Raw genomic sequence first — 12,143 nt, 5'->3', positions numbered from 1 at the left:
AGCTGCGATGACACGGAACACCCTGGCCAGGGCCCGGGAACTGGCCGGCTACGACGACGTCAGCCGGATCCGCCAGGCACAGGACCACGACTGGGTGCTGGACCTCGCGCCCCGCCCGCCGCGGCGCATCGCGGACCTGGGCTGCGGCACCGGCGCCCTGCTCGACGCGGCACTCGGCCGGTGGCCCGGGGCCGGCCGGGCGCTCGGCGTGGACGGCGCGCCCGCACGCGTCCGTGAGGCCGCCGCCCGGCTCGCGGGGCGCGCCGAGGTGCGCGAGGGCGACCTGCGGCACCTGCCGCCGCTCGGCGAGTCGTTCGACCTGATCACCATGACCTCCGTGCTGCACTGGCTCTACCCCGACGAGGCACGGGCGTTCGCCTGGGCCGCCGCACACCTGGCCCCCTCAGGCGCGTTCCTGCTCACCACCCACCACCCCGACCTGGACGCGTCGGGGCAGGGCGGCGAGGACGTGGTCGCCCGGGACGCGCTGGCCCTGCTCGGCGCCGGTCCCGGGGCCCTGGACGGGATCGTGCCGATGGGCGAGCGCGCCCGGCCCGCCGACGCCGTCGCCGCCCTGCTCGGGGAGGGTCTGGTGGTGGACCGCTGCGAGGAGCGGCGGGTGCCGGTCAGGACGGGCAGCGCCGAGGAGTACCGGCGCTTCCACGCCGCCACCTTCGGCACCTACTTCAGCCGCCTGGTCCCCGAGGACGGCCAGGAGGACTTCTTCGCCGCCGTCGGCGAGGCCGCCGCACGGCGGATGGCCGAGCACGGCGAGGTCTACGCCATCACGGTGCGCGCCTGGCGCGCCCGGCCCGCCGGGTGACGGACACCCGCACACCGTCCGCACCGACAGACCCGGCACCCGTCACACCGTCCCTCCAGAAGAGAAGAACCGAACGGAGCACCCCCTTGCCCACCCGCAGATCGTTCCTGGCGCTTCCCGTGGCCGCACTGGCCGCCTCGGGACTGAGCGCCTGTTCCACCGACGACGGGGCCGCGCAGGCCGGTGACGGCACGCCGCAGGACGGCGGCACCGTCACCTTCGCCACCGACGTCGAGCCGGACATCCTCGACCCGCACGTCAGCCCCGCCGACATCGCGGGCGCCGTGATGCGCAACGTCTTCGACTCGCTCGTGGCCCAGGACGACAAGGGCGACTTCACGCCCTGGCTCGCCACCTCCTGGAAGATCTCGGACGACGGCAGGGTCTACACGTTCGCGCTCCGCAGGGACGTGGTGTTCTCCGACGGCACACGATTCGACGCCCACGCGGTCAAGGTCAACTTCGACCGGATCGTGGCGCCCGCCACCAAGTCGCAGTACGCCGCCAAGCTCATCGGCCCCTACGACCGCACCGAGATCGTCGACGACCACACCGTCCGGGTGCACCTGAAGGAGGCCTACGGGTCGTTCCTGCACGCGGCCAGCACCACCTACCTCGGCTTCTACTCGCCGAAGGCGCTCAGCGAGCACCCGGACGAGCTGACCGCGGGCAGCAGGTACAGCGTGGGCACCGGGCCGTTCCGGCTCCTGACCCGCGTCAAGGGGCAGCGGCTGGTCTTCGAGCGCAACGCGGGCTACAAGTGGCCGCCACCCAGCGCCCGCACCACCGGCCGCCACCCGCACATCGACAAGCTGGTCGTCAGCTTCCTGCCCGAGAGCGCCACCCGGCTCGGCGCCGTCACCTCCGGCCAGGCGGACATCGCCGACGCGGTGCCGGCCGGCCGGGTGCGCACCCTGAAGTCCGGCAGCTCGCTCGGCATCCGCGGCCACGACTCGCCCGGCATCGTCTACGAGTACTACTTCAACACCGAGCGCGCGCCGTTCAACCAGCGCGACGCCCGGCTCGCCGTGCAGTACGCGGTGGACACCGAGGCCATCACCAAGGCCGTCTTCGCCGGACAGTACGACCGCGCCTGGAGCCCGCTCAGCTCCGTCACCCCCGGCTACGACGCGCTGCTCCAGGGCACCTGGGGGCACGACCCCAAGAAGGCCGGGCAGCTCCTGGACGGGCTCGGCTGGACGGGCCGGGACAAGGACGGCTACCGCACCATGAACGGCAAGCGGCTCTCCATCACCCTGCTGTTCGTGCCGCAGTACACCAAGACCGAGCAGCAGACCTACGACACCGCCGTGCAGGACCAGCTCAAGAAGGCCGGGATCGAGCTGAACCTGGTGCCCATGGACGTGGGCGCCTACACGCCCCGCCGGAACAAGGGCGACTACGACATGATCGCCTTCTCCTGGGGCGGCGGCGACCCCGACCTGCTGCGCAACGTCTTCCACTCCGAGAGCCAGCTCGCCGACGGCGGTGCCAACGGCTCCCGGCTGCACGACGCGGACATCGACCACTGGCTGGACCGGGCCAAGGCCTCCACCGACCGGGCCGAGCGCGACGAGCTGTACGCGAAGGTGCAGCGCCGGGTGATCGAGCAGGGCTTCGCGCTGCCCGCCTATGTGGGCACGCGGCAGATGGCCGTCAACGACCGGGTCAGGGGCGTGACGTTCGACGCCTCTGCCTGGCCGCTGTTCCACGACGCCTGGGTGGTCGACGGCGCGTGAGAAAGACCCCTGACTCCCCGCGCCGGCCCGGGGCGGCCGGCGCGGGGGGCGGAGCCGCGGGTCCCGTCGTCCGCTTCGTGCTGCGGCGGCTGGCCGCGGGGCTGCTGGTGCTGTGGGGCGCCGCCACCCTCGCGTTCCTCGCCCTGCACCTGGTGCCCGGCGACATCGTCGACACGCTCCTCGGCCCCAGCACCACCGCAACGCCCGCCCTGCGTGCCCGGATCCGCGCGGACTACGGCCTGGACCAGCCGCTGCCCGTGCAGTACGCGCACACGCTGGTGTCGCTGGCCACCGGCGACCTGGGCCGCTCCTACCAGCTCGGCGAGCCGGTGACGGCAGTGCTCTCCGGGCAGGTCGCGCCCACCGTCGAACTGGCCCTGGCCGCCTGCGCCACCGCACTGCTGCTCGCCTTCGGCGCTGCCTATGCCACCGCCGGACGGGGACGGGCCGCCCGTACGGCCGCCTCGGGTGTGGAACTGCTGGCCACCTCCGTGCCGTCGTTCTGGCTCGGCATCCTGGGCCTGACGTTCCTCTCCTACCGGTGGCACGTGCTACCCGCCACCGGCGCCGACGGACCCGCCTCCCTGGTGCTGCCGGCCCTCACCCTCGCCCTGCCGATCGCGGGCGTGCTGGCCCAGGTGATCCGGCAGGAGCTGGACCTCGCGCCGACCCGCCCCTTCGTGCTCACCGCGCGCTCCCGGGGCGCATCGGAGCGCCGGGTGTTCCTGCGGCACACCGGGCGGCACGCCGCGCTGCCCGTCGCCACCATGGCGGGCTGGATCATGGGCAGCCTGCTGAGCGGCGCCGTGCTCACCGAGACGGTCTTCGCCCGCCCCGGCCTCGGCCGGGTCCTGGTCACCGCCGTCACCGGCAAGGACATTCCGGTGGTCAGCGCCCTGGTGGTGCTGTCCGCCGCCGCCTTCGTCGTCGTCAACCTCCTCGTGGACCTGCTCTACCTGGCCATCGACCCCCGCCTGCGGACGGAGGCCCCGGCATGACCGGCGCACTCGAAGCGGTCGGCGACCCCGTACGGCCGGACGGGCCGCGGCGACCCGGGCCCGGGCCCGGCCCCGACCGCGGCCAGGCCCCCGGCGGGCCGGGCGGCGGGCGGCGCCGGCGCACGTCGCCCGTGCTCGTGGCGGTGTTCGGCGCCCTCGGGGGACTCGCTCTGCTGGCGGTGCTGGCCCCCGGGCTGCTCGCCCCCTACGCGCCGACCGACACCCATGTGCTCTCGGCCTTCCAGGCGCCCAGCGCGGCCCACCCCTTCGGCACCGACGAACTCGGCCGCGACGTGCTGTCGCGGGTCGTCTACGGTGCCCGGACCTCCCTCACCATCGGCTTCGGCGCCTCCGCCATCGGCGTGGCCGGCGGGGCGCTGGCCGGGCTGCTCGCCGCCGTCGGCGGCCGCCGCGCCGACCAGCTGCTGATGCGCGCCATGGACGTGCTGCTGGCCTTCCCCGAACTGCTGCTCGCACTGCTGGTGGTGAGCGTGGTGGGAGCGGGGACGTTCAACGTGCTGGCCGCGATCGGCTTCGCCGCGGTGCCCCACTACGCCCGTCTGGTGCGGGCGCAGGCACTGGTCGTGCTGCGCTCCGGATACGTGGAGGCGGCGGTGGTGCTGGGCGGCGGCAGGGCGGCCGTCGTGCTCCGGCACGTGCTGCCCAACGTGACGGGACCGCTGCTGGTGCTCGCCGCCATCGGCACCGGCACCGCGGTGGTCTCCGGCGCCGCGCTCAGCTTCCTCGGCCTCGGGCCCGCGCCGCCCGCCGCCGAGTGGGGCGCCATGCTCTCCGACGGCCGCGAATACCTCGCCACCGCCTGGTGGGTGGGCGTCTTCCCAGGGGTCGCGGTGGCCGCCGTGGTGCTCACCCTCACCCTGCTCGGCCGCCACCTGAAGTCCCGTGCCGACAAAGGAGAGCGCCCGTGACCGACAAGACCGAGGGAGCGGACGGGCGCGGGGCGGCCCGCACGGCCGGTGTGTGCCGTGGGGGAGAAGGGGCCGGCGAGGGTGGTGTGTCCCATAAGCGTGACGGGTCTGGTGACGGTGGCGGGTCGGGTGAGGCTGTCGTGTCCGGTGATGGGGGCGGTGGCGGGTCGGGTGAGGCTGTCGTGTCCGGTGATGGGGGCGGTGGCGGGTCGGGTGAGGCTGTCGTGTCCGGTGATGGGGGCGGTGGCGGGTCGGGTGAGGCTGTCGTGTCCGGTGATGGGGATGGTGGCGGGTCGGGTGAGGCTGTCGTGTCCGGTGACGGTGGTGTGTCCGGGGACCGTGACGGGGACGGTGGCGTGGTCGGCGGCGCGTCCGGTGATGGTGGCACGTCCGGTGATGGTGGCGTGACTGGCGACCGTCGGGTGACTGGTGACCGTGCCGTTTCGGGCGCGGCCGGGATGGCAGCCATGGCCGGTGGGGGCGGCGGCACCGATGGCCGCCCCCTGGTCCGCGTGGCCGGACTGCACGTGCGGTTCGGCGCGGTCGGCGCCGTGCGCGGGGTGGACCTCAGCGTCCGGCCCGGTGAATGTCTCGCCCTCGTCGGCGAGTCGGGGTCGGGCAAGAGCACCGTGGCGCGGGCGCTGCTCGGCCTCGCCGGTGCCGGTGCCGAGGTCACCGCACGGCGGCTGGAGATCGCGGGGCGGGACGCGCGGAGCTTCACCGAGCGGGACTGGCGCGGGGTGCGCGGCAGGCACGCCGCCCTGGTCTCCCAGGACGCCCTGGTCTCGCTGGACCCGCTGCGCACCCTGCGTGCCGAGATCGCGGAACCGATGCGGGTGCACGGCACGGTCGCCCGTGAGCGCGTCGCGGAGCGGGTCGTCGAACTCCTCGCGGCGGTCGGGGTGCCCGAGCCCGCGGCCCGCGCCGCCCAGTACCCGCACCAGCTCTCGGGTGGCCTGCGGCAGCGCGCCCTGATCGCCTCCGCGCTCGCCGCCGACCCCGGGCTGCTGATCGCAGACGAGCCCACCACCGCGCTGGACGTCACCGTGCAGGAGCAGATCCTCGACCTCTTCCGCGCCGCCAAGCAGGCGGGCAGGGGCATCCTCCTCATCAGCCACGACCTGGCCGTGGTCGCCCGGATCGCGGACCGTACGGCCGTCCTGAGGGCCGGCGAGATCGTCGAGGAGGGCGCCACCCGGCGGCTGATCCGCCGGCCCCACCACCCGTACACGCGCCTGCTGCTGGCCTCGGTCCCGGCGCCGCGCACCGCGCCGTCGGCCCCGGAGCCCGCCGTGGTGCTCTCGGCCGACGGCCTGCGCAAGAGCTACGGCGGGCGGACCGCCGTGGACGGCGTGGCGCTGCGGCTGCGCAGCGGCGAGGCGCTGGGGCTGGTCGGCGGGTCGGGGTCCGGCAAGACGACGGTGGCCCGCCTGGTGCTCGGCCTGTCCCGTCCGGACGCGGGGGAGGTGCGGCTCGAGGGCGCGCCGTGGTCGGCACTGCCGGAGCGCCGCCGCCGAGCACGGCGGCACCGCATCCAGCTCGTGCCGCAGGATCCGTACGGCTCCTTCGACCCGCGCTGGACCGTCCGCAGGATCATCGCCGAGGCGCTGCCGCGCGGTGCGGGGCGCCAGGACCGGATCAGCGAACTGCTCGCTCTGGTCGGCCTCTCGGACGACCACCTGGCCCGCCGCCCGCACCAGCTCTCCGGCGGCCAGCGGCAGCGGGTGGCGATCGCCCGAGCCCTCGCCCCCGAGCCCGCGGTGCTCGTCTGCGACGAGCCGGTCTCCGCGCTGGACGTCTCCGTGCAGGCCCAGATCCTCGACCTCCTGGACGGCCTGCGGGGCCGCCTCGGCCTGGCGCTGCTGTTCATCTCGCACGACCTCGCCGTGGTCCGCCACGTCAGCGACCGGGTCGCGGTGCTGCACCGGGGCCGGATCGTCGAGGAGAACACGGCCGCCGAGCTGTTCACGGCCCCGCGGCACCCGTACACCAGGCGACTGCTGGCCGCGTCCCCCGCCCTGGCCCCGGCCGGGGCCGCCGGTGCCCCCGGGCATGCCCCCGGCAGGACGGCGGCCCCCGCCGGCGGCGACCGGAGCCGGGACCCCGCATGACCCGATGACCCTGGTGCCGCTGTGGGCGCCCAACCTGTTCGGCAGCGCCTTCTGCATCTTCCCGCTCAGGCAGTTCTTCCCGGGCCTGCCGCGCGAGCTGTTCGAGGCGGCCCGCATCGACGGGGCAAGCTACTTCGGGATGTTCTGGCGGATCGCGGTGCCGCTGTGCCGGCCGGCCCTGGTGGTCACCTTCGTCTTCGAGGTGCAGGCCGCCTGGACCGACCTGGTGCGGCCGCTGATCTACCTGCGCGACCCGAGCCTCTACACCGTGCCGCGCGGTCTGAAGGCCGTGCTCGACCAGTTCGGCGAGGAAGGACAGATGGAGTGGGAGATCGTGTGCGCCGCGAGCGTCGTCGTCACCCTGCCCATGATCTCGTCTTCTTCCTGGGCCGGCGGCACTTCGTCTCCGGCATCGCCACCACAGGACGGAAGGGTTGAATGACGCACCACCACAAGGCCGGCGGACCGGGGGAGCCGGCCGGGCGGGCCGTGCTCGCCCTGGACATCGGCGGCACCAAACTCGCCGCGGGCGTGGTGGCCGAGGACGGCACCCCGCTCTCCTTCACCAGCCGCCGGACCGGTGCCGCCGACGGCCCCGAGGCCGCCCTCGCCCGCCTCTTCGAGCTCGGTGAGAAGGTCCTCGCGGACGCCGACGTGCCCACCGAACGGCTGCTGGGCACCGGCATCGGCTGTGGCGGCCCGCTGGACCCGTACACCGGCGTCCTGATCGCCCCGCCGCACCTGCCCGGCTGGACCCAGATCCCGGTCACCGACCTCGCCCGCGAGCACTACGGGCTGCCCGCGGTGCTGGACAACGACGGCACCGCGGGCGCCGCGGGGCAGTGGCGCTTCGGCGCCGGCCGCGGGGTGCGCCACCTGCTGTACCTGACGGTGTCCACGGGCATCGGCGGCGGTCTGGTGCTGGACGGCCGGACGTTCCGCGGCGGCGCGGGCAACGGCGGCGAGCCCGGCCACGTCACCGTGCGCTCCGACGGCCGCACCTGCCGCAGCTGCGGGCGGCGCCGCCCAGGCCATGGGCCCCGCGGCCCGCACCGCCCGGATCGTACGGGCCGCGGGCGGCGACGCCGCCGGTGTGCTCGGCGCCGCGGCCATCGGCCTGGAACGGCTGCCCGCCCTATGACCGACCCGCACCACCACACCCCTGGGAACGCCTGCACCATGCACGACGTCCTCGCCCGCCAGCTCGCCGACCACCTGCACGCGGCGGAAGGCACCCGGGACCTGCTGCCCGCCCTCGGCCGGGTGGCCAAGGACCTCATCGAGGTCTACTCCGGCGACGGCCGCCTCTACACCTTCGGCAACGGCGGCAGCGCCGCCGACGCCCAGCACCTCGCGGCCGAGCTGATCGGCCGCTACCGCCGCGAACGGCGCCCGCTGGCCGCGGTCTCGCTGACCACCGATCCCTCGGTGGTCAGCTGCATCGGCAACGACTACTCCTTCGACAACCTCTTCGCCCGCCAGGTGCGGGCGCTCGCCAGGCCCGGGGACATGGTCGCGGCCTTCACCACCTCGGGCCTTCGCCCAACGTGGTGCGGGGCCTCGCCGCGGCCCGCGCGGCCGGCGCCGTGACCGTGCTGTTCACCGGCGCCGGCCGGTCCGGCGACGGACCGGTCCCGGCACCCCCACCCGCCGCCGAGCACGCGGACCACGTCCTGCTGGTGCCCGCGGCGGCCACCGCCCGGATCCAGGAGATGCACCTGCTGCTGCTCCACCTGCTCAGCGAACAGGTGGACGTCTGGGCCGCCCAGACCGACCACGACCGTTCGGAGAGCCGGATATGACCCAGCCGCGGAACCTGGCGAGCTCCCCGTCCGAGCCGCAGCACCCCCTGAGCGCCCCGCCCGAGCCGGAGATCCGCACGAGCGCCGTTCTCCTGCCGGAGGCGCCCGTGGGCGCCCCGCCCCGGCCGGGGCACCCGGCGAGCGCCCCGCCCACCACGCCCGAGCCGCCCCGCCCACCACGCCCGAGCCCCCGCACGCCGAGTCCTCCCGGGGACCCGACAGCTATGTGTTCCTGCGCCCGGGCCCCCACGAGCAGGCGCTGCCCGGCCAGTTCTTCCACTGGCAGGCCCCGGATGGCTCCCCGGTCCTGGCCTACCGGCTGCCGCACGAGTACTGCAGCCCCGGCCAGGACATCGTCGGCCACCTGGACAAGGCGCTGACCATCCTGCCGAACGACGATCCGGAGCTGATGGTCTTCTACGGCGTCGGCAACCACGGCGGCGGACCCACCAAAGCCAACCTGGACAGCGTCCGCCGCCTGGACGCGCTCGGCGGCCTGCCCCGGCTCGCCTTCAGCCACCCCCGGGCGTTCTTCGACCGTGTCAAGGATCGCGCCGGCATCCCCGTGCACGCAGGCGAACTCCAGCACCACGGCCCCGGCTGCTACTCGGCGCACTCCGGCGTCAAGCGGTGGAACCGGCGCACGGAGAACGAGTTGCAGCGCGCCGAGAAGTGGGCGGTCGTCGCCCGCGCCGTGGCCGGCGAGACGTATCCGCTGCGGGAGCTGACGGAGGCGTGGAAGCTGGTGCTGTTCAACCAGTTCCACGACATCCTCGCCGGCACCTCCCTCCGCTCCGCCTACGAGGACGCGCGCGACGACTACGGCCGGGCCCGCTCGCTGGCCGCCGAGGTGCTCAACCGCTCCGTGCAGGCGGTGGCGCGGCGCATCGACATCCCGCAGCGCGACGGGACGGTGCCGCTGGTCGTCTTCAACCCGCATCCGTGGGAGCTGCACACGGACGTCGAGGCGGAGTTCGCCCGGGCGACCGCGGTCCGGCTCACCGACGACGAGGGCACCGCCGTGCCGGTGCAGCAGATCCGCTCCGAGGCCGCGCTGAACGGCAACCGCGGCAGGATCATCTTCCGCGCGTCGGTACCGCCGCTGGGGCACCGCGTCTACCACCTGCTCCCCGGCGAGCCCCCCGCGGCGGACACCGGCGCCGTCACCGCCACCGGCACCACTCTGGAGAACGCCCACCTGAGGATCACCGTCGACCCCGAGACCGGCTGGCTCGGGTCGCTGCACGACAAGGACACCGGCACCGAGCTGCTGCCCGGCCGGCCGGGACCGCACGCCGTCGTCATCGACGATCCCTCCGACACGTGGGGCCACCGCATCCGTGCCTACGACCGCGTCGCCGGGGTCTTCGACTGCCGCCGCGTACGGATCACCGAGCGGGGCCCCCGTGCGGGCCGCCCTGCGCATCGAGAGTGCCTACGGGCGCTCCACGCTGGTCGAGGAGCTGGTGCTGTCCGCCGGCTCCCGGCAGGTGGAAGTGCGCACCACCGTCGACTGGCACGAGCAGCTGAAACTCCTCAAGTTCCGCTTCCCGACCGCGCTCACCGACACCACCGCCACCCACGAGATCCCCTACGGCCACCTGGAACGCACCCCCGACGGCACCGAGGAGCCCGCACAGGCCTGGGTGGACGTGACCGGCACCCTCCCCGACGGGCGCCAAGCCGGGCTGACCGTCGCCAACGACGGCAAGTACGGCCACGACGTGACCGGCGGCGAGATCGGGCTCACCGCGCTGCGCAGCCCCGTCTCCGCCTGGCACGAGCCCCACCGACTCGACCCGGACGGCGTCTACGACCACCTCGACCAGGGCCGTCAGGACTTCCGACCTGATCCGCGGGCAGGCCGCCGGACTCGGCACCGACGTCACCCTCACGGTCTCCACCTGTCCCGGCGTCCATGAGGCGCGCCGCGCCGGGGACGTGGAGCGGCATGACGAGCTGATCGCCGCGGAGGCCCGGCGACTGGCCGCGGGGAACGACGTGCTGGTGCTCGCGCAGACCTCCGTGGCCGCCGCGGTCCGCACCCTGCCGCCCGGCGCCCTGGACGTCCCGGTGCTGACCTCGCCGCGCAGCGGAACGGCCCAGCTCGCGGGCCTCGGCGCCCCCGGGGCGGGGGAGCCGGGCGCGTGAGCGGTACGGCGGCGGCCCCGTGCCTCAGGCCACGACCGGATCCACCACCCAGTCGGGGTGACCCGGCATCGGCGGGGTCGTGGCGCCGTACAGCCACGGGCGCAGGAAGCCGGACAGGTCCCGGCCGGCCACCTCGGACGCCAGGTCGACGTAGTCCTGCGTGCTCGCCGCCCGGCCATGGTAGCGCGCGAACCAGGTCCGCTCGATCCGCTGGAACGTGGCGTCGCCGACCTTCTCCCCGAGGGCGTACAGCACCAGCGCCGAGCCGTCGTAGCGCATCTTCTTGAAGAGGCCCGGCCCGGTGGGCCCGGCGGGCGCGCCCACGTCGTGCCGCCACTGGTCGTGCTGGCGGTACGCCTCCTTCATGGCCGCCTCGAAGCTGTCCCCGCCGTGCGCCTCGGAGTAGAGCCGCTCGTAGTAGCGCGCGTGGCCTTCGCTCAGCCAGAGGTCGGACCAGGTCTTCAGGGCCACGCTGTCGCCGAGCCACTGGTGGGTCAGCTCGTGGACCATGTTGGTCTCGGCGTCGACCCTGGTGCCCAGCAGGTCGGCCCTGGGGATCAGCGAGAGGCCCTGCGTCTCCAGGGCCACGCCGAGGTCGGTGTCGCCGACCAGGATGCCGTAGCGGTCGAAAGGGTAGGGCCCGAGCCGCTGCTCCAGCCAGCCGAGGTGGTCCGGGGTCAGCTTCAGGTACTGCTCGGTCGGCGCGGCCAGCGCGTCCGGCACCACGTCGCGGACGGGCAGGCCGTGCGGGCCCGTCCGGTCCACGAAGGTGAACCTGCCGATGCCCAGCTGGACGTACTGCGGGGTGACGGGCTGCTCGGACTCGTAGGTCCACCTGACCCGGCCGTCGGCGCCCGTGGTGTGCCCCGCCGGCCGGCCGTTGGCCACGGCCCTGAGGTCCGGCGGGGTGGTGATGTGGAACGTGAACGGCGCCCGCAGGCTGGGGTGGTCGTCCGCGGGGAAGATCAGCTTGGCGCCGTTCGGCTGCGGGTACAGGATCGTGCCGTCGGGCGTGGGGATCCAGCCGTAGTCCGAGATGGCGTCGTCGCGGTGCCGGGTCTGGGTGGGGTCCGCGGTGTAGGCGACCACGACCGTGAAGGCCGCACCGTCGGCTATCGGCGCGGCGGGTGTGATCACCAGTTCGTCGCCGTCCCGCGCGAACGCTGCGGCGCGGCCGTTCACGGTGACCGTGTGCAGGGTGTTGCCCGCGAAGTCCAGGTCGAAGCGGGAGAGCGCCTGGGTGGCGGTGGCCCGGATCGTGGTGGTCGCCTCGAACGGCGTCCTCGGGGCCTGCCAGTCGAAGTCCAGGGTGTAGTGGCGGACGGTGTAGCCGCCGTTGCCGTCCAGCGGGAAGATCGGGTCGCCGAGCCCCGGGGCGCCCGGCGAGGGCGGTGCGGACAGCGCCGGCGGTGACGCGGCCTGGGAGACGCCTCCGGTGAGGGCGGCCGCGGCGGTGATCACGGCGGCCAGGGCGAGAAGGGCTGATCTGCGGCGGCGGGCGGTGCGGTGGGTGCTCATCGGGGCCCTTCGGTCGGCGGATGCTCTCTGTCGGCCGCCTGGTGGGGGAGCAGGCGTCGCCCGGTCAGACAC

Annotated in this window: 11 protein-coding genes and 1 pseudogene; 11 read left to right on the top strand and 1 reads right to left on the bottom strand. The window is 74.6% G+C overall.

Features of this window, described 5'->3' with window-relative positions:
• The first annotated feature begins 7 nt into the window (after positions 1-7).
• From ACSMXW_RS02770 to ACSMXW_RS02720, 11 genes and pseudogenes are all read left to right on the top strand, one after another.
• The gene (locus ACSMXW_RS02770) at positions 8-823 is read left to right on the top strand and encodes a class I SAM-dependent methyltransferase (RefSeq protein ID WP_485803750.1); all 816 of its coding nucleotides are present in this window, start codon (positions 8-10) and stop codon (positions 821-823) included.
• An 86-nt stretch (positions 824-909) separates the two neighbouring features.
• Positions 910-2,562: an ABC transporter substrate-binding protein gene (locus ACSMXW_RS02765; RefSeq protein WP_485803748.1), complete on the top strand. Its 1,653-nt coding sequence runs from the start codon at positions 910-912 to the stop codon at positions 2,560-2,562.
• Positions 2,559-3,560 carry an ABC transporter permease gene (locus ACSMXW_RS02760; protein WP_485803747.1) on the top strand — a complete coding sequence of 334 codons (1,002 nt, stop codon included), beginning with the start codon at positions 2,559-2,561 and terminating at the stop codon, positions 3,558-3,560. Before ACSMXW_RS02765 ends, ACSMXW_RS02760 begins: the two co-directional genes overlap by 4 nt.
• Positions 3,557-4,489: an ABC transporter permease gene (locus tag ACSMXW_RS02755; protein ID WP_485803745.1), complete on the top strand. Its 933-nt coding sequence runs from the start codon at positions 3,557-3,559 to the stop codon at positions 4,487-4,489. Before ACSMXW_RS02760 ends, ACSMXW_RS02755 begins: the two co-directional genes overlap by 4 nt.
• A 458-nt stretch (positions 4,490-4,947) precedes the next feature.
• Positions 4,948-6,600 carry a dipeptide ABC transporter ATP-binding protein gene (locus ACSMXW_RS02750; protein WP_485803744.1) on the top strand — a complete coding sequence of 551 codons (1,653 nt, stop codon included), beginning with the start codon at positions 4,948-4,950 and terminating at the stop codon, positions 6,598-6,600.
• 4 nt (positions 6,601-6,604) lie between these two features.
• On the top strand, positions 6,605-7,042 hold the full coding sequence (locus ACSMXW_RS02745; RefSeq protein WP_485803742.1) for a carbohydrate ABC transporter permease: 438 nt from the start codon (positions 6,605-6,607) through the stop codon (positions 7,040-7,042).
• A complete protein-coding gene (locus ACSMXW_RS02740; RefSeq protein ID WP_485803740.1) occupies positions 7,039-8,190 on the top strand; it encodes an ROK family protein in 1,152 nt (383 codons plus the stop codon). The genes ACSMXW_RS02745 and ACSMXW_RS02740 overlap by 4 nt, the downstream gene beginning before the upstream one ends.
• Positions 8,187-8,402 (top strand): hypothetical protein, encoded by a 216-nt coding sequence (locus ACSMXW_RS02735; RefSeq protein WP_485803739.1) that lies wholly within the window; start codon positions 8,187-8,189, stop codon positions 8,400-8,402. The genes ACSMXW_RS02740 and ACSMXW_RS02735 overlap by 4 nt, the downstream gene beginning before the upstream one ends.
• 226 nt (positions 8,403-8,628) lie before the next feature.
• Positions 8,629-9,216: pseudogene (locus ACSMXW_RS02730) on the top strand (glycoside hydrolase family 38 N-terminal domain-containing protein); the annotation flags it as partial.
• Between the two features lie 526 nt (positions 9,217-9,742).
• Complete coding sequence (locus tag ACSMXW_RS02725) at positions 9,743-10,324, top strand: glycoside hydrolase family 38 C-terminal domain-containing protein (RefSeq protein WP_485807743.1); 582 nt, start codon at positions 9,743-9,745, stop codon at positions 10,322-10,324.
• A gap of 19 nt (positions 10,325-10,343) precedes the next feature.
• Positions 10,344-10,553 carry a hypothetical protein gene (locus ACSMXW_RS02720; protein ID WP_485803737.1) on the top strand — a complete coding sequence of 70 codons (210 nt, stop codon included), beginning with the start codon at positions 10,344-10,346 and terminating at the stop codon, positions 10,551-10,553.
• Between the two features lie 24 nt (positions 10,554-10,577).
• On the opposite strand, the gene ACSMXW_RS02715 is transcribed toward ACSMXW_RS02720, so the two are convergent.
• Entirely contained in the window at positions 10,578-12,071 is a 1,494-nt protein-coding gene (locus ACSMXW_RS02715) for a M1 family metallopeptidase (protein ID WP_485803735.1), read from the bottom strand.
• Positions 12,072-12,143: the final 72 nt, after the last annotated feature.

This window comes from Streptomyces sp. DSM 116793 (genome assembly GCF_057320905.1).
This window is presented reverse-complemented; position numbering and strand designations above follow the sequence as displayed.

Coding starts and splice junctions, on each gene's coding strand:
- ACSMXW_RS02715 (WP_485803735.1), bottom strand. CDS start 12,071: ATGAGCACCCACCGCACCGCCCGCCGCCGCAGATCAGCCCTTCTCGCC.
- ACSMXW_RS02770 (WP_485803750.1), top strand. CDS start 8: ATGACACGGAACACCCTGGCCAGGGCCCGGGAACTGGCCGGCTACGAC.
- ACSMXW_RS02750 (WP_485803744.1), top strand. CDS start 4,948: ATGGCAGCCATGGCCGGTGGGGGCGGCGGCACCGATGGCCGCCCCCTG.
- ACSMXW_RS02755 (WP_485803745.1), top strand. CDS start 3,557: ATGACCGGCGCACTCGAAGCGGTCGGCGACCCCGTACGGCCGGACGGG.
- ACSMXW_RS02745 (WP_485803742.1), top strand. CDS start 6,605: ATGACCCTGGTGCCGCTGTGGGCGCCCAACCTGTTCGGCAGCGCCTTC.
- ACSMXW_RS02740 (WP_485803740.1), top strand. CDS start 7,039: ATGACGCACCACCACAAGGCCGGCGGACCGGGGGAGCCGGCCGGGCGG.